This window comes from Gluconobacter albidus, assembly GCF_002723915.1.
Lineage (GTDB): Bacteria > Pseudomonadota > Alphaproteobacteria > Acetobacterales > Acetobacteraceae > Gluconobacter > Gluconobacter albidus.
In genome coordinates, this window is sequence record NZ_BEWL01000012.1 from 65,910 (window position 1) to 92,596 (window position 26,687).

Sequence of the window (26,687 nt, forward strand, 5' to 3'; positions counted from 1 at the left end):
ACCGACAGACTCGGAAGTTTCTGGGTCATGACCGGGAGGCAGCGCTTGCCTCCCTCGAAAATCTCTCTCCATTGCAGGCAGCCGGACTGAATCCGGGCACCATTGGAGCATTGATCGTCGATTATCTGGCTTCGGAGGAATATCGGGCCCTCTCCCCCAGAACGCGAAACTTGTATCGAGGATACCTTGATCGGATGCGTGAAGACTGGGGCGTGCACCCTGCCCGCGCTATCAGCCGACAGGACGTTTTGGCTATTCGTGAGCGCTTGAGCCAGACACCTAGAAAGGCAGATCAGATCCTCTCCCTTCTTCAGAAGATCCTCGGCCGCGCTAAAGACGTCGGCCTGATCGACAGTAACCCCGCCGAACGCTTCAAGAGACAGCATACGACCAAGCGCAGCGAAATCTGGAGCTATGAAATGGAAGATGCATTCCTGGAACGCGCCAGACCATCGCTTCAGATGGCCTATCTGCTTCTCCTTTACACAGTACAGCGCCCAGGCGATGTCTTGACCATGGATGCGGACAGGATCTCGATCCGGAGTGGCCGCATGTTTATCGCCTTGCGCCAAGAAAAGACTGGCGCCTTGATAGACGTTCCCGTGCATGCCCGGCTTGAACCACACCTGAGAAGACGACTGGACGAGATCACCGCCGGACAGCAGCAAGCTGATGCCATAGTATCTGCCAGGATTGGAAAACCAGCGGCTGCGCTCCTGGTACCCAGCCCCACCGGAAAGGTCTGGGCACACCGGAATTTTGCCCGAGCATGGGATGAGGTCATGCGCCGCCTCGGACGAGCATATGCTCGCCAGCTGCTGCGTGGCGGTGCCACGCGGGCGCAGATCATATCGGAACTGGAAGCCAGTCACCGGCAGCGCCGCGACTTGAGAAGAACAGGAATTGTCCGACTGGCAGAAGCCGGTGCAACGACACCACAGATCGCGGCGATTTCGGGACATGCGATCGACTACTGCCAGCGCATCATCGACACTTACTTGCCACGTCGCACAGAGGTTGCGCTTGCTGGAATGGAAACATGGGAGCGACATCAGAGCCGCGAAACGTCGAAAATCGTCTCGATCGCGGCCAGTCGTGGCAGGCTGATGTGAACGGTTTGAGAACCTACCCATAGCCATTGCAAACCATCTGCAAACTTTGCAAACCAGAGGGGCGCGAAAATGGCGGTTTTTGGCGCGCCCTGATGGATTCGAACCATCGACCCACAGCTTAGAAGGCTGTTGCTCTATCCATCTGAGCTAAGGGCGCATCAATGAGGCCATTAACTGGTCGGGGCGCCCGGACTCGAACCGGGGGCCTCTTGTACCCAAAACAAGCGCGCTACCAGGCTGCGCCACGCCCCGAACCGGCCGGAACCTAGGATGTCTGGCCGGTCGAGGCAAGAGGGTTTTTTTATTCGCCTTCGCTTCGTACAAGCGGCGGTACGAAAAGCGGCGCAGTATCCCACGGAAACAGGACCCATGTGTCCTGCGCGACTTCGGTGACATAGTGGTCCGTGAAGGGCTTGCCTTCCGGCTTTGCGTAGAGGCAGGCAAAGACTGCCTTTGGAAGCAGTTCGCGCACAATGCGGGCCGTAACACCCGAATCCACGAGATCGTCCACAATCAGGAAGCCATCGCCATCCCCTGCGGCAACAGGCGGTTTGACGACCTTCGGCTCGTGCTGCGTGCCTTCTTCGCCCGCATAACTGATAACTGAAACACTCTCGATCAGGCGGCAGCCCATTTCGCGGCCAAGAATGGCAGCGGGGATCAGGCCGCCACGGGTAATGGCAACGATTCCACGGAAAGGCCCATGTTTCTGCATGAGGGTTGAGGCCAGAAGGCGCGCATCACGATGGAGCTGATCCCAGGTGACGGTCGCATAATGAACGGTTTGGGGAGTCTGATTGGCTGTCATGATCTTCCTCTGCCTTCCGTCTCGCAATTTTGCAATAAACTTGAGAGACGGAAGTGCCTAAAGTGCCGCAATGATCGATCCAGCCCTGCGCACCCTTCCCGGCCTTCCAGCACTTATCGTCGGAAGAATTTTCTCACAGCTTTCCGCGACCACCATGACGATCGCCATTGGATGGCAGATCTATGCGCTGACGCATGACGTTGCCTCTCTGGGCTATCTGGGGCTGGCACAGTTCCTGCCCATGATCCCCCTGACATTTGTCGCGGGGCACGTCGCGGACCGTTTCAACCGGCGCACCATCGTCCTCATCTGTCAGATCTGCGAAATTCTTTCTACGGCTGCCCTCGCCGTTGCCGCCACATGCCACGTCCTGACAACAGGGGGCATCTATGCGTTCGCAGCCTTCTATGGCGTTCTGCGCAGCTTTGAAATGCCCTGCCAGCAGGCATTTCTGCCTGCCATCGCACCTCCATCTCTTCTGCCCCGCGCGCAGGCGCTGCTCTCCTCGCTCTTCATGACAGCATCCATCGTCGGCCCCAGCCTTGGCGGCCTGCTTTACGGTATCGGGCCGGTCGTCTGTTACGGCCTCTCGACCGTCGGGTTCGCGGTGGCTTTCTCAGGAACATTGTCCCTGAAGCTGGTGCACACCGTCCCACCCAAAGAGCCAGTCACATTCGCCTCGGTTTTTGCGGGGCTCTCCTTTCTCAACAGGCGCCGTGACCTGCTGGGCGCTATTACGCTTGATCTGTTCGCCGTGCTTCTGGGGGGCGCTACAGCCATGCTTCCGGTTTATGCGGACGGAATTCTGCATGTCGGGCCGGTTGGGCTGGGCCTGCTGCGCGCGGCTCCGGCGATTGGCGCGCTGATGATGTCCTGGGGTCTGTCCCGCTACCCTCTCAAAGGCCGTGCGGGCCTTGTGATGTTCGTGTCGGTCGTCGTGTTCGGGGTGGCAACGATTGTTTTCGGAGTATCCCACACGGTCTGGCTCTCGATTGTCGCACTGATGATCCTCGGCGCCTCCGACGTTATCAGCGTCGTAATCCGTTCCTCGCTGATCCAGCTTGCAACGCCGGATTCAATGCGTGGACGTGTTTCAGCCGTGAACACGCTGTTCATCGGATCCAGCAACCAGCTTGGCGAATTTGAGAGCGGGATGCTCGGAACGGCAATCGGACCGGAAGCCGCCGTGATCGCGGGCGGGGTCGGCACCATTCTGGTGGCGGCCGCCTGGGCGCGGCTTTTCCCGCGACTATGGGCGCTGGATCGCCTGGAAGACGTCTTCCCGGAGGAACAGTAAGGCCTGAAACGCAAAAAGCTCCCGAAAGGGAGCTTTTTATTGCGGCCGAAGCAGCTTTTCAAAAGAAAGGCTGGCTCCCGAAGTAGGACTCGAACCTACGACCCAGCGATTAACAGTCGCTTGCTCTACCAACTGAGCTATTCGGGACCGGCGAGGTGGTATGTAGCCAAATGGCCGGGGTCGGTAAAGCCCCTAAATGAACTTTTTTTGGAGATTTTTTCGTTTTTCTTCAAAGACCTGAGAAAAACCGTCATTTTTCAGAGCTCTTCACGCCCCCGCGTTGCAAGCTGATCCACGCGTTCGTTGTTTTCGTCGCCCGAATGCCCTTTGACCCAGAGCCATTCAATCTCGTGCGGCTTCGCGGCTTCCAGAATACGCTGCCAGAGATCCATATTGGCGACAGGGTCCCCTGCCGCATTCCGCCATTTCCGTCGCACCCAGCCCGTATGCCAACGGGTAATCCCATTCCGCAGATATTCGCTGTCCGTATGCAGCGTTACGATACAGGGACGTTTGAGCGCCTCCAGCGCCTCGGCTGCGGCGGTCATTTCCATACGGTTGTTGGTCGTCTCCGGATCACCACCCAGAAGCTCTTTTTCCTGACCACGGAAGACCAGAAGTGCGCCCCAGCCACCAGGGCCGGGATTGGGTTTGCACCCGCCATCCGTCCAGATTTCCACCTGAGGCCGCTCCGCAGAGGCCTCAGACATGGGAAACACCTGCAAAATGGCGCAGGCGCACCAGATAAGCCAGCGGGTCCTTGCGGGTTACAAGCGCATTGGCGGGGGTGTTGATCCAGTCATACAGGCGCGTCAGCAGAAAGCGGATCGAAGCCCCCTGACACAGGAGGGGAAGCGCCGATTTCTCCGCCTCGGTCAACGGACGAACGCTCTCATAGCCCTGGAGAATGGTCACAGCAAATAACGGTGCGAACGTCTTTTCGTCACGGAAGCACCAGGCATTCAGGCAGATCGCCAGATCGTAAGCCAGAAAATCCGTACAGGCGAAATAGAAGTCGATCAGACCCGAAACCTGCCCGTTCTGGAAGAAAACATTATCCGGAAACAGATCCGCATGGATCTGCCCACGCGGCAGCTCATCCGGTAGCGGCCATGCCGCTTCGATCCGCTGAAGCGCGCCCCGGACTTCAGCCGTCAGACCGGGGAATAATGCGTCTCCACTCTCACCACAGCTTTCAAGCAGCGGCCCCCATGCCGCCGGAGACAGCGCATTCGGACGAACAGCACTATATCCTTCACCAGCAATATGCAGCCGGGCCAGCGCCTTGCCGAGTTCCAGACACAGCCCTGCATCGAGCTGGGTTGCAGACACACCGGGAAGAAAAGTCGTGATGGCAGCCGGACGGTCTGCGAGAGTCCGCAGCGCCGTTCCACTCCGGTCCGATACGGGAAGCGGGCAATTCAGCCCCCTGCCCGCCAGATGCTGCATGAGCCCCAGAAACCACGGAAGCTCGCTGGCATTCACCCGACGCTCGAACAGCGTGAGAATAAAATCCCCCTCTGTCGTGCGGAGGAGGAAATTACTGTTTTCGACACCCTCGGCGATGCCATGAAACGAGACCAAATTGCCGATCGCGTAAGTGCCAAGAAACGCCTCAAGCGTCTCGGCCGCCAGTTCCGTATAGACGGCCATGAGAAATCAGTCTTCCTCGCCAGCCAGCGGGCCGGGCAGGCGGAAATTGATGTTCTCTTCCTTGACGATCCGCTCTTCGATCTTGAGCGTGTATTTTTCGGCCAGAGCCGTCACCATTTCCTGCACGAGGCTCTCGGGAGCGGACGCACCGGCACTGATGCCCAGCGTTTCCACGCCTTCAAGGACGCTCCAGTCCAGATTCTCGAGCTTCGGCACCAGAAGCGCACGGCGCGCGCCAGACCGCTCGGCCACTTCCCGCAGGCGCTGCGAGTTGGACGAGTTGGGCGAGCCGATCACGATCACCAGATCGCTCTCGGGGGCAATCGCCTTCACCGCTTCCTGACGGTTGGTCGTCGCATAGCAGATGTCTTCACGCTTCGGCCCTTCGATGAGCGGGAAGCGTGAGCGCAGGATGTCCACGATCTCGGCCGTATCATCGACCGACAATGTGGTCTGCGTGATGAAAGCCAGCTTCGCAGGGTCTTCCGGCTGGATCGTGCGGGCTTCTTCCGCATCATTGATGAGCGTGACGGCACCCGGCGGAAGCTGTCCCATCGTGCCGACCACTTCCGGATGGCCCGCATGGCCGATCATGAGGATGTGGAGCTGGTCCGGGCCACCGCCCGCGAAGTGACGTTCGGCCTCACGATGCACCTTCGAGACCAGCGGGCACGTCGCATCCAGATAAAGCAGGTTACGGCGCTGGGCTTCTGCTGGAACGGCCTTGGGAACGCCATGCGCCGAGAAAACGACATGTCCGTCTTCGGGGACCTCGTCCAGTTCCTCGACGAAAATGGCACCCTTGGCTTCAAGTCCTTCAACGACCGTCCGGTTATGGACGATCTCGTGACGGACATAGACCGGAGCGCCATAACGGCGAAGGGCCTCTTCCACAACACGGATGGCGCGGTCCACACCGGCACAGAATCCCCGCGGACCGGCGAGCAAAACGCGGAGGGTTGGAGGAGCGTCCACACCATCGGTGCGGGCAGGAGCGAAAGTCGTCTGTTCTGACATGGTGTTCCCCAAGCGGGCGGAGTTCGATATGTAGGACCAGTATCGACCGGATTGCCGCTCGTCGCAACGTCCGGGCCTCTTTGCCGAGCCTCTTTGTAGGAGTTTCTTCAGCTGATGCCAGCCATCCGGCGCTTCGCCTCGCCCCTGTTTGCTCCGGCTTTCGCCCTCCTGGCCCTTTCGAGTCTGGCCGGCTGCGACGAATCCAACCAGAGTTTCTTCGCACCTGCCTGTCCGGCCCTCGATATCCCGGGATCTGCAGCGGACCAGTTCGTCTATGACGGCAAGAGCGCGGATATCGGAAGCCTCGTCAGCCATGCGCAGATCACCTCCCTGTCCGGAGACTGCGAGCGGGGCCCAGAAGGACCGCACGGCCACCAGACGGTGCGCACACGTCTGAGCCTTGCCATGAACCTGACCCGGGGCCCGGCGGCGACCAGCGGTATGATCGACGTGCCATATTTCATTGTCATCATGCGGGACGGCAAGATTGTGGACAAGAAAGTCTTCACGGACACCTTCCGCTTCCCGCCCAATGTCAGCACACAGTCTGTCCGCACGGACCTTCGCCTGATTGACCTTCCCGCCACCGACAACATGGCGCAGGAAAATCCTTATACGCTCGAGATCGGGTATCAGCTGACACACGGCGAACTGGGCTATAATCGCGAACATCTGGCCCCGGTCGCTTTCCACAGCCACACACAGTAAAATTACGTCAGGAAAAATATGCCGGGGCTGAGGCCTTAGCCCCGGCATGCAGGCACAGCGGGCTGCCCTGTGCCTGACATCATTTCGGAACAGAAACACATGGACAATCGCGAACTGACCCTCCGCGGGATTATTCTCGGAGCCCTCATCACGGTCGTCTTTACGGCAGCAAACGTCTATCTGGGCCTGAAGATCGGTCTGACTTTCGGATCATCCATTCCAGCCACCATCATCTCGATGGCCATCCTGCGCCTCATGGGCGGCGGGACAATGCTGGAAAACAATATGGTCCAGACGCAGGCTTCTGCTGCCGGTACTCTATCCTGCGTGTTTGCGGCCCTGCCAGCTCTCATCATGGTCGGATACTGGCATGAATTTCCCTATGCCATCACACTACTGCTGACGATGGCAGGCGGCATGACGGGGGTTGTTTTCACCATCCCGCTGCGCCGGGCTCTCGTGAGCAATTCCGATCTGCCCTACCCCGAAGGCACGGCCTGTGCGGAAATCCTGCGCGCTTCTTCTCCGGAAGGCGATGCGCGAAGCCTGAAATCCCTCACCCTCGGTACAGTCGTCTCGGGTGTCGTGGCGTTTGCCACATCGGGACTGCGCCTCCTGTCGGACGGGTTTTCGGCGGCCACCGTCGTCGGATCATCGGCATTCCGTCTGAACGGAAGCTTTTCTCTGGCCCTTCTGGGCACCGGCTATCTGGTCGGCATCGGGGGCGGTATTGCGATGCTGCTCGGGGTATTTCTGGCCTGGGGCATCATGGTTCCGGTTCTGGGACATCTTTCGCCGTCAGCCACACCGCTAACCGAAGCATCGGGTCTCTGGCTGCACAAGGTCCGCTTCATCGGCGCCGGGACCATTGCGATTGCAGCGGTATGGACACTGCTCGCGCTTGCCCGTCCTGTCGCGCAGGGACTGAAAGAAGCGCTTTCCGTCACCCATCTGGCAAACGGCGATGACAGCGATCGCGATCTGGCACCTCGCACACTGATTGCCCTGTGTGTAGGGCTGGCAGTGCTGCTGGCAGGGCTGTTCAGCTATTTCCTGTGGCCCGTCATGCCGCATGGTGGCGCTCTGGGAACACTGGTTGTTCTGGGACTGATCGCCTGTTTCGGGCTGGGCTTTCTGGTCGCCAGTGCGTGCGGCTACATGGCCGGTATCATCGGGTCGTCGTCGTCACCGATATCCGGCGTCGGGATCATCGCCATCATTGCCATTTCCGTTGCCCTCTGGGGGCTGGAAAGCAGTGGCGTCCTGACGGTGGAACAACGCCCGATCGCCATTGCGTTCGGATTGTTCGTCCTCTCCGCCATCACCGCCTCGGCCGCCGTCTCCAACGATAACCTTCAGGACCTCAAGACCGGTCAGCTCGTCGGCGCAGCGCCCTGGAAACAGGAAGTTGCCTTGCTGATCGGCTGTGCCGTTGGCGCGATCGTCATCCCCTGGGTGCTTCAGGTGCTTTATCAGGCCTACGGCTTCGTGGGCGCCATGCCACGCACGGGCATGGACCCGACGCGCGCACTTGCCGCACCACAGCCCGCCCTGATGGCCGCCATTGCAACCGGCATCCTGACGCATCAGCTTGACTGGCTGATGCTGGAAATCGGAGCAGCGCTTGGCGTCTGTCTGGTCATTCTGGATATCGCGCTACATCGCCGGAACCTTGCGCTCCCGCCTTTGGCCGTGGGGATGGGCATCTACCTTCCGGCGGATGTCTCGGTCACCATCGGGATCGGTGCGGGGCTTGGCTGGCTGTTACGTCGTTTCCCCAAGGACCAGGGAACAATGATCGCTTCAGGCTTCATTGTCGGAGAAAGCCTGATCGGCGTGGCCCTTGCCGCAATGGCGGGCGCCACAGGAAGTTCCGAGACACTGGCGCTTCCCGTCCCGGCCCTGCTGAATGCCGGGCTGGGCTGGGCGGTGTTCTGTGGTGTTTTACTCTGGTTCGGACGTCAGGTCAGACATTCAGAGTAAAAGCTTGCTTTTAGAAAAACGTCAGATCAGGCCTTGACCCACCACTGCACGGGTTCCTGCTCGGCAACCTCGGCTTCTGGCATCTCCACGACTTGCGGAGCGGCCTCCTTGCGGGGGCGCCCAACCGGGCGCGGGGTGCGGCGTGCCGCTTCGGCGGCCTGCTCGCGCGCCTGATGAAGCGACGCCTTCAGTGTCTGGATCGTGTCCTGATTCTCGCGTAGTTCGCGGTTCAGTTCGCTGATCTGGATTTTCGCATGAGCTTCGCGTGTCTCGAACGCCTTGAGCTGGGCCCGGACATCCGTCAGGCTCCGCTCGGCTTCTTCCCAGCGACGCTGTTCACGCTTGACCGACTGACGCAGGCGCTCAAGTTCTTCCTGATCATCCTGTCCGGCATTGCGTGCCGCAATCCCACGACCGCCCTGATGTTCGACCACGACCTGTCCGTCACGCACGAAGCGGCGACGGCGTTCAGCGGTTGGGGGAACCGGTCGTGATTTGGGAGTACGGGAGGACGCTCCAGCACCGAGACGGGCAAGAGCCTGTCGCAGTTTATCTTCTTCGTTAACCTGATGCTCGTCCTGCATTCTGTATTCTTCAACCAATATGATATTTATGGATTTTCCCCTGCTGAACAGGCCTGCCGAAAGGCAGAAAAGCTGACCGGATTTGAACCCGCTCAGCAGCCACATGTCCTGACAAGGATATGAAAAGTCGACTCGTCTGGAAGAACCCCAGCGTTCTGACGAAGATTTTCTAGCACTTCACGTGCATTCTGTCATCAGGGCAATAAGCGGATATTTATATTTTCTTCTGATTCCAGCGTCCCGGCGACCAGAGAATATCCGTTTCACCATGATTGTTGGCATGGCGCGCAAGAACAAAGAAGTAATCGGACAATCTGTTCAAAAAACGAAGTCCGTCTGCCGGTCTCTGCTCCAGTACCGCTACACGTCGTTCAGCCCGGCGCGCAACAGTGCGGACAAGGTGCGCCTGCGCCGCGACGGGGCTGCCACCTGGCAGAACAAAGCTTCGGAGTTCCTGCTGGTGACGGCGCAGATCCTCCAGACGGACTTCCAGCCATGCAATGGCCTCCGAGGGCAGGCTGGGGGTACGTTCTGGGTCAGGCAGGCACAGGTCCGCACCAAGATCGAACAGGCAGGACTGGATCTGACGGATTTCGTCTTCAAGCACAGCCATCCGGGAATCCTGCGCCATCAAACAGCACAGAATTCCCAACTGGGCATTCAGTTCGTCCACAGTCCCCATCGCCTCGATCCGGTCTGAAGACTTGGGGACGCGTGTACCGTCCCCAAGAGACGTCTGCCCCCCGTCTCCACCCCGTGTCACGATCCTGTCGATGCGGATAGTCATGACCTGCCTATACCCTCCGCGCTATTTTCAGCGGCTTCTTTTGTGCTTCGCGTGATGACCGATGCTGCGATCGCCCATCAGGTCGCGGGCGCGGGACGTGTGATCCGTCAGCATCTTGTCCGTGTCCTTGGCAAGGGTCTTGATGTCCGGCGAGCCGCCCGAAGCCTGAGCCGTCGCGATGGCCTTGCTCAGATCCGGTGTCCGGATACTGACGATATCGCGCAGGAACATACGATCAAACGCGGCACCGTAAAGATGGGAAAACGACTCGACATGTTCCTGATCGGCCGCGTCAATCTTGGCGGCAACCGTCAGATTGGCGTCTGAGGCGATCTTGGCGACGGCTTTCTGATTGGTCGTGTAATCACCCTGAACGGTCGAGCCAAATGCTTTTACCACGTCACTGTTGCTATGGGTCGCGGCCAGCGTCGCAATAGCGAGCTGGGTCTGGTCCATCTCGTCCACCTGCTGGAGGAACGCCGCATCTGCCGTCGTCAGCTTGTAGGTCGAAGCGACGCTCGGCAGCGCCGGCGCCGGAGGGGCATCGGGAGCATTACAGGCCGCAAGACCGGCCAGAAGGCCCGCAGACAGACACAGGCGGAGATACGAAACAGTCATCGAAGCTTCCTTTTTCAAACGCGCCTGCCCTGAAAAGACAGGCCGCGACAGACTGACAATGCACTCATGACAGTCTCTCATTCGCTGTTCAGACAACACATGATACATTCACGGCATGTCCGCAAACCCCATCCAGCCCGGCACGTCAGTTCTGCTTCGGGGCAGTTTCGTTTTCGCTGCCCTGTCCGCCGCGTCCGGCGTCATGCTCGGCGCCCTGTCCGCCCATCTGCCGGACCGGCTGTTTGCCGTTCCGGGTGGCAGGGCCATGCTGCATTCCGCAGTCGAAATCCAGATGTGGCACGCCCTCGGATTGTGCCTGCTTTCCCTGAACGCCGCGCGCCTGTCTCCCCGGTGGATCCGCATGGCGTGTCTGTGCATGGCGATCGGCATGGTTCTGTTCTGCGTCCCCGTCACGCTCCTCGCGCTGTTTGACCTGAAGCTGGGCCCCGTCTCGATTGGCCGGATCGCGCCTTATGGCGGGACAATGCTCATACTTGCGTGGTGTCTGGCAGCCGTTTCCGCCCTGCGGGTCAGGCCCGGTTTTTTCTGAGTTTCCGAAAGATCAGGAAGCCAACGGACTGGACAGCAAGCGCCAGCAGAAAGCAGGCAACCATGATTCCTGTCAGGATCAGTTGCTCGCGTCCAACCCCCGATTCAATATGAAACAGGCTGTAGAGTTCCTGCCAGACGGACGTTCCAGCGATATGCTGCGCAGCTTTGATGGCCGGTTGCCAGAAACGGAAGACCGATGCGAAAGCAAGCGTCAGCGCCACGAGGACTGCAGTCCGGATCAGGGTTTCCGTAACACTGATTTCGCGGGGAGATGCTGCTTGCGGGCGGAGTACTGCTTTTTTCAAACGCATGACCTTTCCTGAAAATTGGGCTTTAATCATCTGTTCCTGTCATTCTGCGTTATGGCATGCAGAGGACAACATCAATGAAAGCCTTTTTCATGAACCGTTCCCTTCTTGCCGCCGGCCTTGGTCTGGCCCTGACTGCAACCCTTCCGGCACATGCCGCGTCCACAACGCCAGCAGTCCCTGCCCCCAAACTGACCGAAACATCCGCTCCTCCCGTCGCCGAACCCTATCCTGACACGGCTGTGGCGCACGAGCAGGTGGAACAGGCCTTCGCGCTCGCGCAGAAGACGCATCGCAAGGTTCTGCTCGATTTCGGTGGCAACTGGTGCCCGGACTGCAAGATGCTCAGCGGCATTTTCGCGCTGCCTGACGCGGCACGCTGGCTGGACAGCCAGTTCGTAGTGGTGCCGGTCAATGTCGGGCGGATCAACACCAATCTCGATCTGGCGGAACGCTATGGCGTGACCATCAAGTCTGTCCCGACCGTCATTATCGTTACCCCGGAAGGCCATGCCCTGAACGGTGACGGCTCCAAGGCGCTTGGCAATGCCCGCAGCATGTCTCCGCAGGCTGTCCTTGACCTCATTTCCGACTGGAACAAACGCGGCTAAGTCCCTGAGGCTCCGGCTTTTTCCGGAGCCTCAGCTCATCTTCAGAGCGCGAGCACCTGCTCGGCTTCATGAACGACTTCAGCCAGAACATCGGCTTCGAACGGAGAGGTCAGCCCTGCTTCGGACACAAGTTGTGCAAATGGCTTGGAGCCTCCCTCGGCACAGAGCCTGCGGTAAACTTCCAGCGTCCCTTCCCTGTCAAGACGAGATCCCAGCCACAGTTGCAGCGCACAGCACTGCGCCAGCGCGTAGTCGATATAATAGAACGGCAGCCGGTAGATATGAAGCTGGGCCTGCCAGCGACCACCCTTTGCAGGATAGGCTAGATCGCCCCAGTCCCGCCAGGGCATGTAGAGTTTTTCAAGCCGCTGCCAGGTCTGATGCCGCTCTTCCAGCGTCATTTCCGGATGGGCATAAATCTCGTGCTGGAAGTGATCCACGCAGACGCCGTAAGGAAAGAACGACAGCGCATCAATCAGATGCATGCGTCGATATCGCTCTGCCGCGCCATCCTCGACCAGATCCCCAATCTGCGGCCAGCTCAGGAATTCAAGGCCCATGGAATGGATTTCCGCCGCTTCCATAGTTGGCCAGAGCTGGTCGATCCACGGCAGCTCACGGCTTTTCCAGTTCTGGAACGCGTGGCCCATTTCGTGGGTGAAAACGCCGATATCGTTATGGGTGCCGTTAAAATTGGCGAAGATATACGGCGTCCCAACCGTCGGAAAAGACGTGCAGAAGCCGCCACCTGCCTTCCCCTCGCGGTTTTTCAGATCGAGATACCCAAGATCGCGCATCTGGACATAGAAATCCGCCATTTCGCCTGAAGGATCGAGGTCGCGGAACATGGTTTCAGCGCGCGCCACCAGCAGGTCATGATCACCTGCGGGCTCGGGGTTGCCCTGAAGGTCAATCAGGGCCTCATCCCATGCCATCACCTTGTCCCAGCCCATTTTCAGACGACGACGCTCCATGAGCGCACTGATCAGGGGCGTGACATACGCCAGAACCTTATCCCGAAAGGCTGCGACCTGTTCAGGGCCGTAATCCGTTCGACGCATCCGGCGATACCCGAGTTCGATATAGTTCTCGAAACCAAGGGTTTTCGCCATCCGGTCCCGCAGAGCGACCAGTTTGCCGTAAAGGGCATCCAGTTCAGCGCCGTTTTGCTCGAAAAAATCCCAGCGCGCCTTCTCCGCCGCATGACGGACATCCCTGTCCATACCCTGAAGATAAGGCACCAGCCCCGACAGGTTCAGAACTTTGCCATCGAAAGGAATTTTCGCGGCCGCCAGAAGGGCGGTGTATTCTCCTGAAAGGCGGGCTTCTTCTTCAAGATCTGCACTGATGCGCGGATCAAACGTGGTCGTATCGGCTTCCCAGAGCCGCACCACATGCGGTGTTACGATGGCTTCGAGGCCAGCGCGGTCAGGATCGGCCAGCAGGCGCTTTTTGACCGTCACCTCATGATCGGTCGCGACCGGAGATAAGCGGTCCGCATAATCCCGATCGGCCTTGGCCGTCTCATCCTGCGTATTGCGCGAGAACTGGAGATGCACATGCGAGGCCCAGGACTCATACTCGCGACGGACGGCGTCAAAAGCCTCCAGCGCCTCGACCCGGTCCCCGGCATCAAGCAGCGATGCAATGACATCGTAGCGCGTTTTGAGCGAGTTCTCGTCAGGCCGGGGGAAAGACAGTTCGGAAAAGGGAGGGATTGTCTTCGTCATGATCCAATTCTGACATTCCCCCGCTTCTGCGTCCATGCCCTGCCTTTGCTCCTGTCAGACGGGCTGGATAGCGCCCACGAACTGCGCAATACGGCGACAGGCTTCTGCCAGCTGTTCATCAGACGCCGCAAAGGACAGACGAAGATACGGACTGTATCCAAAGGCCGAACCCGGAACGGTCGCGACATGCGCCTCTTCGAGAAGGGCCTCCGCAAACGCCACATCCGTATCCAGAAGACGCCCCTCTCCGGATGTTCTGCCAATCAGGGCCGCGATCCCCGGATAGGCATAAAACGCACCTTCCGGCATGACGCAGGTCAGTCCGGGCACGTTCTGCAATGCACCAACGACCAGAGCCCGACGGCGCTCATACGTCGCCAGCATCCGTGCAATTCCGTCAGTATCCCCATCCAGAGCGGCAACCGACCCGGCCTGTGCAAGCGTGCAGACACCAGATGTGGAATTGCCCTGAACGGCAATCATGGCTTGGATCAGTGGTACGGGACCGCAGGCAAACCCGACACGCCACCCTGTCATGGCATAGGCTTTCGCCATGCCGTTCACGATCAGGATCCGGTCCGCCAGATCAGGCGCGATGTTCAGCAGGGAGAGATGTTTGCGGCCGTCGAATGTGAGATGCTCATAAATCTCGTCGCTCATCACGAGAACATGCGGCGCCTCGCGCAGCACATCTGCAATGGCTTCCAGATCCTGTCGTTCCAGGATGGCGCCCGTCGGGTTATTCGGGAAATTCAGAACCAGCCATTTCGTACGCGGCGTAATGGCGTCGCGGATGGCCTCCGGGTCCGGACGAAAGCCGTCCTCTTCCCGACAGAGGATCTCGACCGGAACCCCACCCAGCATCCGGGTGATTAGCGGATAGCTTACCCAGTACGGCGCGGGAATGATGACCTCGTCGCCAGCTTCCAGCGACGCCATCAGCGCATTGAAAATAATCTGTTTGCCACCATTCGCGACCATGATCCGACTGGACGCAACGTCCAGATCGTTATCACGCCCGAACTTGCGGATGATGGCGTCGATCAGCGGTTTTTGTCCGGGAATCGGAGGATACCCGGTATCCCCGGCCCTGGCGGCCGCATAGGCGGCGTCAATCGCCTCAGGCGGCGACGGAAAGTCCGGCTGCCCCAGAGCGAGCGAAATGACATCCGCCCCCTGTACCCTCAGTTCGCGGGCGCGGGCAGCCATGGCGATCGTTGCAGGCCGGGGCAGCTCCGCAAGGCGTGATGCGATGGTAAAACTCATGAAAGACCCTGACAGAAATTCTGGATCCGGGTGCAGGCTTCAACCAGGAGTTCCGTGCTGGTGGCATAGGAAATCCGGAAATATCCCGGCGTCAGAAACGCCGTTCCGTGCACCGCCGCAACGCCGGTTTCTTCCAGAAGAGCCGTTACGAAAGCCTCGTCACTATCAATCAGGCGGCCGCCCTTGGTGGTTTTGCCCAAGACGCCCGCAATGGACGGAAAGGCGTAAAACGCCCCTTCAGGAAGAGCACAGCTTAGACCGGGCGCATCATTGAGCATACCAATCACCAGATTGCGCCGCTCCTGATAAACCTTCACCATATCCGAAATGAAGTCCTGAGGACCGGACACGGCTTCCTGCGCTGCCGCCTGCGCGATAGAACAGGGATTGCTCGTGCTCTGCCCCTGCAGCTTGATGAGCTGTTTCGTGAACTCCACCGGGGCCGCGGCAAATCCAATCCGCCAGCCCGTCATGGCATAAGCTTTGGACACACCATTCATCGTCACGGTGCGTGAACGCAGCCGTGGCTCAACCTGCACGACGGTCTTGGCCACAGCACCATCATACAGAAGCTTGGCGTACATATCGTCGGTCAGGATCCAGATGTCCGGATAGTCCAGCAGGACATCCGTCAACTCCTTCAGGGCGGCCTCATTATATGCTGCCCCCGTCGGATTGCACGGTGAATTGAGGCAGAGCCATTTCGTCCGGGGCGTGATGGCTGCGCGAAGCTGTTCTGCCGTCAGGCGAAAGCCATTTTCGGGGTCAGTCTGGACAATGACGGGCGTCCCATCGGCCAGCGTTACGATGTCGGGATAAGACACCCAGGCGGGGGCTGGAATGATGACTTCATCGCCTGCATTCAGGGTCGATACCATGACGTTGTAGATAACCTGCTTGCCACCCGTGGAGACGCAGATTTCTTCAGCCTTGTAGTCCAGATCAAAGTCGGCGTTCAGACGGGCCGCGACAGCCTTGCGCAGTTCGAGCGTCCCAGGAACATCCGTATATTTTGTCTTGCCGGCCTCGATCGCCCGGATTGCCGCACGCTTGATGAAGTCAGGAGTATCGAAATCCGGCTCACCTGCGGAAAGGCTGATGATATCGCTGCCCTGAGCCTTGAGGGCACGCGCTTTCTGGGTCACGGCAATCGTCTGACTGGGAAGAATGCGGTTCAGACGGTCGGCAATAAAGGACATGACAGGGTTCCGGATCATTTCGATGACGCGATCCTAGGCATGTTCCAACAGTTTTGACCACAGGCAGCCGGGCTGCGATCAACAAAAAAGGCGCCTTCCCTAAGGAAGGCGCCTGATATGTGTCAGACAGGTACCGTAAAAGGTCAGGCGAGCTTTTCCATCTCGCGCAGCACGGCCTGTCCCATCATTTCGGTTCCGACTCGAGCCATGCCGGGAGACATGATATCCCCGGTCCGCAGGCCCGAAGCCAGCACGTTCGACACAGCCGTTTCAATCAGATCGGCATCCTCGGCGCGATTGAGCGAATAACGCAGCAGCATTGCAAAAGACAGGATTTGCGCCAGCGGATTGGCGATCCCCTTGCCTGCAATATCCGGCGCGCTGCCATGAATCGGCTCGTACAGAGCATTGCGCTTACCATCGGCGCGAACCGGGCCAAGCGTTGCGGAAGGCAGCATTCCGAGCGAACCCGTCAGCATCGACGCCAGGTCGGACAGAATGTCCCCGAACAGGTTGCCCGTTACAATAACGTCGAACTGGTTCGGGTCACGCACGAGCTGCATCGCGCAGTTATCGGCCAGCATATGCGAAAGCTGGACGTCGGGATATTCGCGCTTGTGAATGTCGGTCACGACCTCCTTCCACAAAAGGCCGCTTTCCATGACATTGCACTTTTCGACCGAACACACGCGGTTGTCGCGCTTGCGGGCCAGGTCGAACGCCACGCGAGCCACACGCTCGATTTCGGACGTCGTGTAAACTTCCGTGTTGATACCGCGACGGGAGCCATCGGGCAGTGTCTCGATGCCACGCGGCTCACCGAAATAGATGCCACCAACCGTCTCGCGAACGATCATCAGGTCAAGCCCGCGCACCACTTCAGGCTTCAGCGCGGAGGCGTCAATCAGGGCATCGAACAGCTTGGCCGGGCGCAGATTGGCGAACAGTTCAAGTTCCTTGCGGAGCTTGAGGATCGCAACTTCCGGGCGCTTATCGAACCCGACATGGCTCCAGGCCGGATCCCCCACAGAGCCAAACAGAACCGCATCAGCCTTGCGGGCCAGTTCAATGACCTCATCGCGGATCGGCACGCCGTGTACGGCAAGCGAGGCTGCACCAACGAGTTCTTCCGTGATTTCAAGCTTCAGTCCGCGATGCGCACTCATCCAGTGCACAATCCGCGCAACTTCGCGCATGACTTCCGGGCCGATTCCGTCTCCGGCCAGAACCAGAAGCTTGTGTGCGTCGCTCATTTCACAGTCCCTATGGTAATTGACGGCACCCACGCACGGCTGGGGCGATGTTCGAAGCTGCTGATTTCGGTATCATGCGCCATGGTCTGACCGATGTCGTCCAGCCCTTCCAGCAACATGTGGCGACGGAACGGATCGACCTCGAACGCGATGGTCTCGCCATTCGGACGCACGATAACCTGACGCTCCAGATCTACTGTCAGACGCGAATTCGAACCCTGACGCGCATCGTCCATCAATTCGTCACAGATTTCGCGCGGCAGCGGGATCGGCAGAATGCCGTTCTTGAAGCAGTTATTGAAAAAGATGTCGGCAAAGCTGGGTGCAATGACGCAACGGATGCCGAAGTCCAGCAGGGCCCAAGGGGCATGTTCACGCGAGGAGCCACATCCCAGATTATCATAGGTAATCAGGATTTCGGCATGCCGGTACGGCTCCTGATTGAGCACGAAATCCGGCTTTTCATTGCCATCGGCGTCATAACGCTGGGCGGCAAAAGCATTCTTCCCCAGACCGGTCCGCTGAATGGTCTTGAGGAAGCGGGCGGGAATGATCTGGTCCGTGTCGATGTTCTCGGTCGGCATGGGCGCCGCAATGGCGGTGAGTTCCGTGAACTTGTCCATCAGACGGTTTCCTTCGCCAGTTCACGCACATCGCACAGATGCCCCCTGACAGCCGCCGCCGCCGCCATGGCGGGCGAACAGAGATGCGTACGGCCATCCGGGCCCTGACGGCCTTCAAAATTGCGGTTGGATGTCGAAGCACAGCGCTGGCCCGGCGTCAGACGGTCCGGGTTCATCCCCAGACACATCGAACAGCCCGCCTCACGCCATTCAAAACCGGCATCCAAGAACACCTTGTCCAGTCCTTCGGCTTCAGCCGCATGCTTCACCAGACCAGAGCCGGGAACGATCATGGCCCGAACCCCCTCGGCAACATGTCGTCCGCGCACCACGTCCGCCGCAGCGCGCAGATCTTCCAGACGGCTGTTCGTGCAGGAACCAATGAACACGACATCCACAGGCGTCCCGGCAATCTTCTGCCCGGCTTCAAGACCCATATAGTCCAGAGCGCGCTGGATCTGGGCCGCGCGGGCCGGATCGGCCACGTCCGACGGAGAAGGCACGGAACCGTCGATTGGCAGCACGTCCTGCGGGCTGGTGCCCCACGTGACGGACGGGATGATCTCTTCAGCAGCGAGCGTGACTTCAGTATCGAAATAGGCGCCTTCGTCAGACGCCAGACTGCGCCAGTAGTCACAGGCCTGATCGAACGCCTCACCCTTCGGGGCAAACGGGCGGCCCTTCACATAAGCGAAGGTCGTCTCGTCAGGAGCAACCAGACCCGCACGCGCACCAGCTTCGATGGACATGTTGCACACCGTCATACGCCCGGCCATATCCAGATCGCGGATCGCAGATCCTGCAAATTCAATGACATGCCCGGTGCCGCCAGCGGTGCCAATGCGCCCGATGATGGCCAGCATGATGTCCTTGGCCGTCACACCGGGGCCGACCTTGCCTTCAACCGAGACGCGCATGTTCTTCGCGGGTTTCTGCAGGATCGTCTGGGTCGCGAGCACATGCTCGACCTCGGACGTGCCGATCCCGAACGCCAGCGAACCAAGGGCTCCATGCGTGGAGGTATGACTGTCGCCGCAGACGATCGTCATGCCAGGCAGAGAGATGCCCTGCTCCGGCCCGACAACATGCACGATCCCCTGAGAGGCGGAACGCAGCGGAAAATAGGGAATGCCGAATTCGGCAACATTCTTCTCAAGCGTTTCGATCTGGAGGCGGCTCTGCGGCTCCTCGATCGGCTTGGAACGGTCGGACGTGGGGACGTTGTGGTCCACCACGGCCACCGTGGCATCCGGACGGCGCACGCGACGCCCGGACAGCCGCAGACCTTCAAAAGCCTGCGGACTTGTCACCTCATGAACGAGGTGCCGGTCGATGTAGAGGATGCACGTCCCGTCCTCGATACGTTCGACGACATGATCGTCCCAGATCTTGTCAAAAAGGGTTCTGGGCGAATTGGTAACGGGCATCCTGTCTCTACTCCGAACGGTTTAGGAAGCGGCCTTGCTGTCCGCCTTCGGCAGATCGCGGGGACGCTCGGCAATACGGGCGGACTTGCCCGAACGGCCACGCAGATAATACAGCTTTGCGCGACGGACCTTACCGCGACGCACAACTTCGATGCTGGCGATCGACGGTGCGTACAGCGGGAATACGCGCTCCACGCCTTCACCGTTGGAGATCTTGCGAACCGTGAAGTTGCTGTTCAGGCCCTTGTTGGAACGGGCGATAACAACACCTTCGAAGCTCTGAACACGCTCACGCGTGCCTTCGACAACGCGGACGCCAACGCGGACCGTGTCACCTGCAATGAACTCGGGAACAGCGCGGACGCCGGAAAGACGCTCGATCTCGCGCGCCTCATACTGCTGGATAATGTTCATGACCAAACTCCTGAAAACAAAACTTCAATGGACCTGCTGTCGTGCCAGATACGCATCCCAGAGGTCCGGGCGGCGCGCCTTCGTGACGGCGATTGACTGTTCATGGCGCCAGCGGGCGATGGCACCATGGTTGCCGGAGAGAAGAATGTCGGGCACGTCCCGCCCGTCCCACACTGCCGGCTTGGTGTACTGTGGATATTCAAGAAGCCCCTCGGCGAAGCTCTCATCCTGACCGCTGACATCCGACCCCATGACGCCGGGAAGAAGACGGACGCATGCATCCAGAAGAGTCAGGGCAGGAATTTCCCCCCCTGACAGCACGACGTCGCCCATGCAGAGCTGTTCGATATCGTGCTTTTCCAGAACGCGCTCGTCCACGCCTTCAAAGCGCCCACAGAGAACGACAACCCCCGGTCCGGAGGACAGGCGCTCCGCATCTTCATGCGACATGCGCTTGCCCCGTGGCGTCGGGTAGACGACCGGACGGCCATCCAGCGCGGGAAGCGCCGAGAGGGCCGTATCCAGAACGTCTGCCCGCATCACCATGCCGGCTCCACCACCGAAAGGCGTGTCATCGACGGCCCGGTGACGTCCCAGTCCATGCTGGCGCAGATCGTGCGCCTCGCAGGACCAGATTCTCCGCTCCAGCGCCCGGCCCGCGAGGGAGAACCCCAACGGCCCCGGGAACATGTCAGGGAAAAGGGTCAGGATGTCCGCGCGCCAGCTCATGCCCGCACCTGGACCTCGCCGGAAAGATCCCCCTCGACCTCGACTTCAACAGGAGGGACAAGAACCACTTCCCGTTTCGCAAGATCCACATGGGGAACACAGACCAGCGTGAACGGCACGATCAGACCACGATCCACTTCGAGGCTGACGCCTGCGCCGTAATCGTGAACCACCGACACCGTCCCGAGAACTTCTCCGTCTTCCGAGACAGCCGTCATACCGATCAGATCGGCATGATAGAATTCGTCGTCTCCGGTTTCCGGAAGAACGGTCCGCGGAACATACAGCTTCGCATTGACCAGACGTTCGGCGGCCGTACGGTCAGGAAGATCCTGTCCGTCGGCGTCCGTCAGTGCAGCCACGCCTGCCGAAATCCAGCGGGCCGTCCACGCCCTGCCCTGCCCGTCATGCAGCACGCCCAGCGTCTCGACCGAAGCCGGATCATCTGTGGCAGCATGAAGATGCACCAGACCGCGGACACCGTGCGGACGACCGACGGTGGCAATCAGGACATCGCTGTCAGGGTTGAAGCGGGGCACGTCTCGGGCTTCCTGAAAAGCGGCTCAATCAGGCCGCGGCAGCAGCGGCGGCAGCCTTGGCGCGTTCCTGAGCCTTCGCCTTCGGAGCGGACTGCTTGGGCTGCTCGTTGTAGGTCGGCTTCGGAGCCAGGCCTGCATTGCCGAGGAAGCGGGCAACACGGTCCGTGGCGAGGGCGCCGTTGGACAGCCAGTGCTTGATGCGCTCGTCAACGAGACGGATACGGTCGGCGTGATCGGCCGGCAGCATCGGGTTGTAGGAACCGACCTTCTCGATGAAACGGCCATCACGCGGGCTGCGGCTGTCAGCAACAACGATGTGGTAGTAGGGACGCTTCTTGGCACCTGCACGTGCAAGGCGGATCTTGAGGCTCATGAAATACTCCTGAGAGACAGACTTGTAAAAACGGGACGGATCAGACGAAAGGCGGGCGTCCACCGGGTTTCCCCCCGGGACCGCCCATGCCCTTCATCAGATCCGCCAGACCTCCTGCACCACCCATGCCGCGCATCAGGCCACCAAGGCCCATCTTGCTGATGCGTTTCATCATGGTGGACATGTCGTTGAACTGTTTGAGCAGCCGGTTGATCTCCGGAACCGTGGTTCCCGAGCCTGCCGCGATGCGCTTCTTGCGGGACGCCTTGATGATGTCCGGCGTTTTGCGCTCCTGCTTCGTCATCGAGGAAATGATGGCCTTGTGACGCTTGAAGATCGACGTATCGAGCTCCTTGTCACCCAGCATATCCTTGATCTTTCCCATCCCCGGCATCATGCCGAGAATGCCGGAAATCGAGCCCATGCGGTTGATCTGGTCGATCTGGGAAACATAGTCATCCAGATCGAACTTGCCCGCGAGCATCTTCTTGGCGACGCGCTCGCCTTCCTCGTGATCGAGGGTTTCGGCGGCACGCTCCACCAACCCTGCGACGTCGCCCAGGCCGAGGATACGGCCGGCGACACGCTCGGGATGGAATTCTTCAAGCGCTTCGAGATTCTCGCCCGAACCGGTCAGCTTGATCGGCGCGCCCGTGATGGCCTTCATGGACAGCGCCGCGCCACCGCGGGCATCACCGTCCATCCGGCTCATGACGACGCCGGTAATCCCGACGGCTTCGTTGAAGGCCTTCGCCGTGTTGACGGCGTCCTGACCCGTCATTGCGTCGACGACCAGCAGCGTTTCGGCCGGCTTGGTAAGCGTGCGGATTTCCCGCACTTCATCCATCAGCGCTTCGTCGATGGACAGGCGGCCTGCCGTATCGAGAATGACGACGTCATAACCTTCAAGACGCCCGGTCTCGAGGGCACGTTTCGCGATCTGGACGGGGGACTGACCAGCAATGATCGGCAGGGCCTGAACACGCCCCGTCTTGGCGTTGACGCGCTCGGCCAGCTGCTGGAGCTGGAGCTGCGCAGCCGGACGCTGGACGTCAAGGCTGGCGAGAAGGACTTTCTTGTTCTCACGACCGGACAGACGCAGGGCAATCTTGCCCGACGTCGTGGTCTTTCCGGAACCCTGAAGGCCCACCATCAGCACCGGAACCGGCGGATTGGCGGACAGGTTCAGCGGCACGGCCCCTGCCCCGCCCAGTGCGTCGATCAGGGCATCGTTGACGATCTTGGCAACGGCCTGCCCCGGAGAAACGCTTTCCAGTACCTCCTGGCCAACAGACCGTTCACGGACCTTGTTGACGAAGTCCCGCACCACGGGCAGAGCAACGTCTGCCTCCAGCATGGCGAGACGCACTTCACGCATGGCCTCGGTGACATCAGCCTCCGAGAGCTTCCCGTTCTTGGAAAGCCCTTCGAGGACACCGGACATCTTGCCTGAGAGTTGATCGAACAACGGGTCACCTTAAAAGCAAACAGAAACACGCCACTGCGCGAGTCTTCGCGAGGTGGCGTGTCCGGAAACAGAGTTGGTCTATATCCTTGCCGCCAGGGCGTCAAGGATATAGACGCAGAAACCTCGGTTTTCAGGGCATATCGTCCGGTTCACCCTCTGGCGGATGCCCCATCAGAGCCCTCATCTGCTCATGAAGCGCCTTGAGCTTGTCCATGGTCTCCTTGCCCTGCTGGCGCTGCGCTGGCGTCAGCAGATCATGAATCTGCTCCATGGTTTCAAGATGCAAAGCTGAGACCTTTGCCTTGAGCGCATTTTCCTGCCCGTTCAGATCCGTAAGCGCTGCGTGGTCCAGATCGCCCACAGCACTCAGGGCATCGCGGATCTTGTCCTCGATAGCCCGCCCTTCGAGACGCAGCGCATGCTCGTCCTGATGAGCCTTGTCAAAAATGGCCTTGAGCTTTGTCTTCTGGGCCGCCGTCAGCGTAACGCCCGGAGGGACAGGAGGCATCATATGGCCTGGGCCGCCACGCGGACCTCCCGGAGGAGGCTGTACCCAGTCAGCCGCATGATGCGCCTGCGCCGAAGCCATAAGAGGGGTTCCCATCAGACCGAGAGCCGCAATGACGGGAAGAAAAACAGTGGGACGAAGGATCGTCATGGACGTCATATCCTTGGAGGTTATGGCAGCCGGATAACGCACGGGGCGTCTCCATGACGTTCTAGATGGCACGCTTCAATGTTGCTGAGTTCCCCCTCCTCCGTTTCAAAGAGTAAGAGCACAAAGTATATGTAACACGACGACTTGACGGCGGATGCTTCCCGTCGCATGTAGCATCCCGATCTGTACAGAATCCTTCAAAGACGAAGTCTGCACGGATGGAGAGGTGGCCGAGTGGTTGAAGGCAGCGGTCTTGAAAACCGCCGTGCGTGGAAGCGTACCGTGGGTTCGAATCCCACCCTCTCCGCCAGATAAATCAAAAATTTCCATATTTTTTAGAGAGTTATTTGATTTGTCGAAATTCATCCCACCTTGAGACCCATCTTAAAAAATGCGTCATCGCGCGGCGCTCGGACGCGATATGCGTCGTTTATAAATTTCCCGATGTGACCTGCTGACTGATGTCCTGCTTTCTCCAGAGACATCTAGATGATCTGAAGGCGCGACTGAAACAGCGACCCACGAAAAAAACGCTCAGAAATTTCTTGAAATCGTCGTCCGTGTTCGGCTAACGCTCTTGAGTTAGCTGACACTACAGTACGAAAAACTTCTAGCAAGCCCAGAAGGCTCTCTGCCACTGCTTCAAGCAGAGACCCTGTAGAACACTGAACGCCGAAAAAACCAAACGAAACTAGTATCATCGTTGGTCCCGTGAGGGGCTGGTTGGAAAGGCGTATCATGAGTTCTGTTTTCCCCCTTCGTCACTCTGACGACATCTTTATAACGCGTCGGGAAGCTTCTGAGCGACTACGCGTGTCCCTCTCAACGATCGACAGATATGTCGCTGCGGGCGAGCTCGAACGCTTGAAAATCGGTCCAAGGCGAACTCTGTTTCGACTGCGCGATGTCGAAAGGCTCGTCCGTCGTGACGGCAGCGCTTCTTCCGCCATGCAGACCACACTGAGCAACGTCTGGTCGTAGCTGCTGATTTTATCAGCGCAGGATACCTGCGGATCTATCCTTTCCATGATGAAAGCTAGCGCTATGTTTGACGTCGCTGAGATTGACTTTGCTTGGGACAGCCCTTGGGACTCCCTGGAGATGAAATGCGTCTATCAGGATATTGTTTTCTGGATCCTTTGTGATGTTACTCGAGAGATTGATCCCTATTACAAGACTAATTGCTACAAAGTAGATAATCCCGATAATTTATTTTCGGCACCAACTACCGTAAACGACTTACATAACTTATTCTGGGCATCTCCTTCGGAGATTTCTGAAGGGTGGTCTCTATTCAAAATGATAAACGGTAATTTTTCAGACACTAAGCTCTTTGAAATCCTCAATACATTTCTTTTCCTGAAAGACAAATCTACGGTTGCACACCCAACGATAGATGAAATCATGGAGCTTTTGTTTGCCCGTGCTTCGCATTGGTCAGATAGACTGACGATTAAAGATCTCCTGCCGCAGCTGACTTCTGGCAGGATGATCCAGGTCCATGATCAGTCTCCGTCTGGAGGGCTGCCGCTGAACGTTATCGCGGAGCAAGTCCTGTTTTATAAAAGGCCGATACGATCTGACGAGCAGCTTATTCTTGCCCGTGCTTTGACATATCTTGGATGGCGACGGCATCGTACCGCCCAGACACGTCGATGGATTGCTCCCCCTGACTTTCCGACAAAAGATCCCGGCAAACTTCGATGGCATTACAGGTGACGATGTCCGCCAAAGCACAGCGACTTCGTGAGTACCTTTGCACGAGAAAAAACATCCCGCAGGCGATTATCATGGCGTTTGATGGTCATCAGAGTCCTATCGCCCAGGTTTGACCTGACCAGCATGAGGGTCAATGGATATCAGCAGAAACGGCTGGTGACTGCGGAATTGCCCCTGATGGAACATCGGAAGACGGTCCAGTTGCGCGACGGGCAGCCAGAGACGACCGTCCGGAGCAAGGCAAGGTGCATCCGCCCAGTGCAGACGTGGGTCCGAGAGCAGTCTCGTGATCTTCCCGGAAACGTCCCTTCGATAGACGCCGTCATCCTTCAGGTTGGTAAAGTAGAGATTTCCTGCAGCATCCATGGCGCTGCCTCCGATCGGAGGTAAATCTGCCCAGGGTTTCACAGCCGCAGACAGATCGGTTGATGACACATCAGGATCATCGAGCAGTGCTGTCGGAATGCGGGACCACGGCCCTTCAAGCGGCCCGAAATACAGCCATTTCCCGTCCGGACTGACTTCCAGCGGATCGACATTCACCAGAAGCGGCTGATGCGGGTGGCTCTTCACGACGTGTCCGTCCATGACAATCGGTCGATCGGTTCGTGCGCGTGTGGAAACATCGTTGTCCAGAACACGACGTGCCTGACCTGTTTTGATATCAAGAACGATCAGCGCTGCCTTGCCCGCATCCGTCAGATAGGCATGCATCCCGTTGAAACGGATATCGTCGATATAGCTGCCTGCCTGCGCGATCTCTGGACTCAGGTGATAAATCCTCAGCACATGGCCTGTTGCCGGATCAATGCGGACCAGTTTGGCTCCCCCGGGTACGGGTGGACCTCCAAAAGACGGAGTTCCCGTATCAACAACCCAGAGCGTGCCGTCAGGAGCAACATGGAGGGCATTGACGCTGACAAACCGATGCGTTGCATCCCGTCCGGGTTTCCAGCCATTCCAGTCAGCATCCGGAAAAGGCTCTATCTTTCCATTTTTTGTCAGAAGACCCACGGCCGGTCCGGAAAACCCGCTCCAGCGAGGGCCTGAGACAAACACATGACCGCCAGCAAGCGCTACAGCGTTCCAGTCCATGGTCGTAGTGGTCGCCTCGATCCTGATGGTCTGGGCATGGGAAGAAACAGAATACGCGCATACCCCAACGAAACCCGTGAAAACGGCAATGGCGATCCTGCGCAGGCCTCTTTTAGAGAAAGCCTGCTGCCGATTCTGTTTCATGACTCCCATGAT

30 protein-coding genes and 4 tRNA genes are annotated in these 26,687 nt (G+C 58.9%); 10 read left to right on the forward strand and 24 right to left on the reverse strand.

Annotated elements, in window-relative coordinates; genetic code table 11:
- Positions 1-194: 194 nt before the first annotated feature.
- Positions 195-1,112, forward strand: a complete 918-nt coding sequence (locus GAL01_RS12995) for a site-specific integrase (protein ID WP_145995648.1) — start codon at positions 195-197, stop codon at positions 1,110-1,112.
- An 80-nt stretch (positions 1,113-1,192) separates the two neighbouring features.
- On the opposite strand, the gene GAL01_RS13000 is transcribed toward GAL01_RS12995, so the two are convergent.
- The 3 genes from GAL01_RS13000 to gpt form a co-directional block, all read right to left on the reverse strand.
- Positions 1,193-1,269: transfer RNA gene (locus tag GAL01_RS13000), tRNA-Arg, on the reverse strand.
- Between the two features lie 18 nt (positions 1,270-1,287).
- Positions 1,288-1,364, reverse strand: a tRNA-Pro gene (locus tag GAL01_RS13005).
- A gap of 49 nt (positions 1,365-1,413) precedes the next feature.
- Entirely contained in the window at positions 1,414-1,920 is a 507-nt protein-coding gene (gene gpt / locus GAL01_RS13010; protein ID WP_062029496.1) for a xanthine phosphoribosyltransferase, read from the reverse strand.
- A gap of 70 nt (positions 1,921-1,990) precedes the next feature.
- Here gpt and GAL01_RS13015 point away from each other — a divergent pair, with 70 nt between their 5' ends.
- The gene (locus tag GAL01_RS13015) at positions 1,991-3,217 is read left to right on the forward strand and encodes an MFS transporter (RefSeq protein WP_062029498.1); all 1,227 of its coding nucleotides are present in this window, start codon (positions 1,991-1,993) and stop codon (positions 3,215-3,217) included.
- Between the two features lie 71 nt (positions 3,218-3,288).
- Here GAL01_RS13015 and GAL01_RS13020 read toward each other — a convergent pair.
- The 4 genes from GAL01_RS13020 to ispH all read right to left on the reverse strand — a co-directional run bounded on the left by GAL01_RS13020 (position 3,289) and on the right by ispH (position 5,887).
- Positions 3,289-3,364, reverse strand: a tRNA-Asn gene (locus GAL01_RS13020).
- Between the two features lie 110 nt (positions 3,365-3,474).
- On the reverse strand, positions 3,475-3,927 hold the full coding sequence (gene rnhA / locus GAL01_RS13025) for a ribonuclease HI (RefSeq protein ID WP_062029501.1): 453 nt from the start codon (positions 3,925-3,927) through the stop codon (positions 3,475-3,477).
- Complete coding sequence (locus GAL01_RS13030) at positions 3,920-4,870, reverse strand: homoserine kinase (RefSeq protein WP_062029502.1); 951 nt, start codon at positions 4,868-4,870, stop codon at positions 3,920-3,922. Before GAL01_RS13030 ends, rnhA begins: the two co-directional genes overlap by 8 nt.
- A gap of 6 nt (positions 4,871-4,876) precedes the next feature.
- Positions 4,877-5,887, reverse strand: a complete 1,011-nt coding sequence (gene ispH / locus GAL01_RS13035; RefSeq protein WP_062029505.1) for a 4-hydroxy-3-methylbut-2-enyl diphosphate reductase — start codon at positions 5,885-5,887, stop codon at positions 4,877-4,879.
- A gap of 114 nt (positions 5,888-6,001) precedes the next feature.
- Here ispH and GAL01_RS13040 point away from each other — a divergent pair, with 114 nt between their 5' ends.
- Positions 6,002-6,595, forward strand: a complete 594-nt coding sequence (locus tag GAL01_RS13040) for a hypothetical protein (RefSeq protein WP_062029506.1) — start codon at positions 6,002-6,004, stop codon at positions 6,593-6,595.
- Positions 6,596-6,694: 99 nt separating this feature from the next.
- The gene (locus GAL01_RS13045) at positions 6,695-8,578 is read left to right on the forward strand and encodes an OPT family oligopeptide transporter (protein WP_062029542.1); all 1,884 of its coding nucleotides are present in this window, start codon (positions 6,695-6,697) and stop codon (positions 8,576-8,578) included.
- Between the two features lie 26 nt (positions 8,579-8,604).
- On the opposite strand, the gene GAL01_RS13050 is transcribed toward GAL01_RS13045, so the two are convergent.
- From GAL01_RS13050 to GAL01_RS13060, 3 genes are all read right to left on the reverse strand, one after another.
- The gene (locus GAL01_RS13050) at positions 8,605-9,162 is read right to left on the reverse strand and encodes a hypothetical protein (RefSeq protein ID WP_062029544.1); all 558 of its coding nucleotides are present in this window, start codon (positions 9,160-9,162) and stop codon (positions 8,605-8,607) included.
- 214 nt (positions 9,163-9,376) lie between these two features.
- Positions 9,377-9,949, reverse strand: coding sequence for a cob(I)yrinic acid a,c-diamide adenosyltransferase (locus GAL01_RS13055; protein ID WP_082790695.1), 573 nt, complete (start codon positions 9,947-9,949; stop codon positions 9,377-9,379).
- Between the two features lie 27 nt (positions 9,950-9,976).
- Positions 9,977-10,567, reverse strand: coding sequence for a DUF4142 domain-containing protein (locus tag GAL01_RS13060; RefSeq protein WP_062029546.1), 591 nt, complete (start codon positions 10,565-10,567; stop codon positions 9,977-9,979).
- 115 nt (positions 10,568-10,682) lie between these two features.
- Here GAL01_RS13060 and GAL01_RS13065 point away from each other — a divergent pair, with 115 nt between their 5' ends.
- Positions 10,683-11,117, forward strand: a complete 435-nt coding sequence (locus GAL01_RS13065) for a DUF423 domain-containing protein (RefSeq protein WP_062029510.1) — start codon at positions 10,683-10,685, stop codon at positions 11,115-11,117.
- Here GAL01_RS13065 and GAL01_RS13070 read toward each other — a convergent pair.
- Positions 11,098-11,430: a hypothetical protein gene (locus tag GAL01_RS13070; RefSeq protein WP_062029512.1), complete on the reverse strand. Its 333-nt coding sequence runs from the start codon at positions 11,428-11,430 to the stop codon at positions 11,098-11,100. The two genes, GAL01_RS13065 and GAL01_RS13070, sit on opposite strands and share 20 nt — an antisense overlap.
- An 89-nt stretch (positions 11,431-11,519) precedes the next feature.
- Between GAL01_RS13070 and GAL01_RS13075 the strand changes: the two genes are divergently transcribed.
- Complete coding sequence (locus tag GAL01_RS13075; RefSeq protein ID WP_231865292.1) at positions 11,520-12,038, forward strand: TlpA family protein disulfide reductase; 519 nt, start codon at positions 11,520-11,522, stop codon at positions 12,036-12,038.
- A 41-nt stretch (positions 12,039-12,079) separates the two neighbouring features.
- On the opposite strand, the gene GAL01_RS13080 is transcribed toward GAL01_RS13075, so the two are convergent.
- From GAL01_RS13080 to GAL01_RS13135, 12 genes are all read right to left on the reverse strand, one after another.
- Positions 12,080-13,768 carry a M3 family oligoendopeptidase gene (locus GAL01_RS13080; protein WP_062029548.1) on the reverse strand — a complete coding sequence of 563 codons (1,689 nt, stop codon included), beginning with the start codon at positions 13,766-13,768 and terminating at the stop codon, positions 12,080-12,082.
- A gap of 54 nt (positions 13,769-13,822) precedes the next feature.
- A complete protein-coding gene (locus GAL01_RS13085; RefSeq protein WP_062029517.1) occupies positions 13,823-15,034 on the reverse strand; it encodes a pyridoxal phosphate-dependent aminotransferase in 1,212 nt (403 codons plus the stop codon).
- Positions 15,031-16,233 (reverse strand): pyridoxal phosphate-dependent aminotransferase, encoded by a 1,203-nt coding sequence (locus tag GAL01_RS13090; RefSeq protein ID WP_062029519.1) that lies wholly within the window; start codon positions 16,231-16,233, stop codon positions 15,031-15,033. Before GAL01_RS13090 ends, GAL01_RS13085 begins: the two co-directional genes overlap by 4 nt.
- A gap of 143 nt (positions 16,234-16,376) precedes the next feature.
- Positions 16,377-17,486: a 3-isopropylmalate dehydrogenase gene (leuB, locus tag GAL01_RS13095; protein WP_062029522.1), complete on the reverse strand. Its 1,110-nt coding sequence runs from the start codon at positions 17,484-17,486 to the stop codon at positions 16,377-16,379.
- Positions 17,483-18,109 carry a 3-isopropylmalate dehydratase small subunit gene (gene leuD / locus GAL01_RS13100; protein ID WP_062029524.1) on the reverse strand — a complete coding sequence of 209 codons (627 nt, stop codon included), beginning with the start codon at positions 18,107-18,109 and terminating at the stop codon, positions 17,483-17,485. The genes leuB and leuD overlap by 4 nt, the downstream gene beginning before the upstream one ends.
- Positions 18,109-19,536, reverse strand: a complete 1,428-nt coding sequence (leuC, locus tag GAL01_RS13105; protein ID WP_062029526.1) for a 3-isopropylmalate dehydratase large subunit — start codon at positions 19,534-19,536, stop codon at positions 18,109-18,111. The genes leuD and leuC overlap by 1 nt, the downstream gene beginning before the upstream one ends.
- A 21-nt stretch (positions 19,537-19,557) precedes the next feature.
- On the reverse strand, positions 19,558-19,950 hold the full coding sequence (gene rplS, locus GAL01_RS13110) for a 50S ribosomal protein L19 (protein ID WP_041110658.1): 393 nt from the start codon (positions 19,948-19,950) through the stop codon (positions 19,558-19,560).
- 24 nt (positions 19,951-19,974) lie between these two features.
- Positions 19,975-20,679 carry a tRNA (guanosine(37)-N1)-methyltransferase TrmD gene (gene trmD / locus GAL01_RS13115; protein ID WP_062029528.1) on the reverse strand — a complete coding sequence of 235 codons (705 nt, stop codon included), beginning with the start codon at positions 20,677-20,679 and terminating at the stop codon, positions 19,975-19,977.
- Positions 20,676-21,218, reverse strand: coding sequence for a ribosome maturation factor RimM (gene rimM, locus GAL01_RS13120; protein WP_062029529.1), 543 nt, complete (start codon positions 21,216-21,218; stop codon positions 20,676-20,678). Before rimM ends, trmD begins: the two co-directional genes overlap by 4 nt.
- 28 nt (positions 21,219-21,246) lie before the next feature.
- Entirely contained in the window at positions 21,247-21,591 is a 345-nt protein-coding gene (gene rpsP / locus GAL01_RS13125; RefSeq protein WP_062029531.1) for a 30S ribosomal protein S16, read from the reverse strand.
- Between the two features lie 40 nt (positions 21,592-21,631).
- On the reverse strand, positions 21,632-23,059 hold the full coding sequence (gene ffh, locus GAL01_RS13130; RefSeq protein WP_062029534.1) for a signal recognition particle protein: 1,428 nt from the start codon (positions 23,057-23,059) through the stop codon (positions 21,632-21,634).
- 130 nt (positions 23,060-23,189) lie between these two features.
- The gene (locus tag GAL01_RS13135) at positions 23,190-23,717 is read right to left on the reverse strand and encodes a Spy/CpxP family protein refolding chaperone (RefSeq protein ID WP_231865293.1); all 528 of its coding nucleotides are present in this window, start codon (positions 23,715-23,717) and stop codon (positions 23,190-23,192) included.
- Positions 23,718-23,937: 220 nt separating this feature from the next.
- Here GAL01_RS13135 and GAL01_RS13140 point away from each other — a divergent pair.
- From GAL01_RS13140 to GAL01_RS16070, 3 genes are all read left to right on the forward strand, one after another.
- Positions 23,938-24,027, forward strand: a tRNA-Ser gene (locus tag GAL01_RS13140).
- Positions 24,028-24,455: 428 nt separating this feature from the next.
- The gene (locus tag GAL01_RS13145; RefSeq protein WP_099253334.1) at positions 24,456-24,698 is read left to right on the forward strand and encodes a helix-turn-helix transcriptional regulator; all 243 of its coding nucleotides are present in this window, start codon (positions 24,456-24,458) and stop codon (positions 24,696-24,698) included.
- A gap of 45 nt (positions 24,699-24,743) precedes the next feature.
- On the forward strand, positions 24,744-25,436 hold the full coding sequence (locus tag GAL01_RS16070) for a hypothetical protein (protein WP_231865295.1): 693 nt from the start codon (positions 24,744-24,746) through the stop codon (positions 25,434-25,436).
- Positions 25,437-25,532: 96 nt separating this feature from the next.
- Here GAL01_RS16070 and GAL01_RS13155 read toward each other — a convergent pair whose 3' ends face one another.
- The gene (locus GAL01_RS13155; RefSeq protein WP_255308591.1) at positions 25,533-26,450 is read right to left on the reverse strand and encodes a major royal jelly family protein; all 918 of its coding nucleotides are present in this window, start codon (positions 26,448-26,450) and stop codon (positions 25,533-25,535) included.
- 45 nt (positions 26,451-26,495) lie between these two features.
- Between GAL01_RS13155 and GAL01_RS16075 the strand changes: the two genes are divergently transcribed.
- Positions 26,496-26,687, forward strand: a 192-nt coding sequence (locus GAL01_RS16075) for a hypothetical protein (RefSeq protein ID WP_255308592.1), incomplete at its 3' end; no start/stop codon positions are given.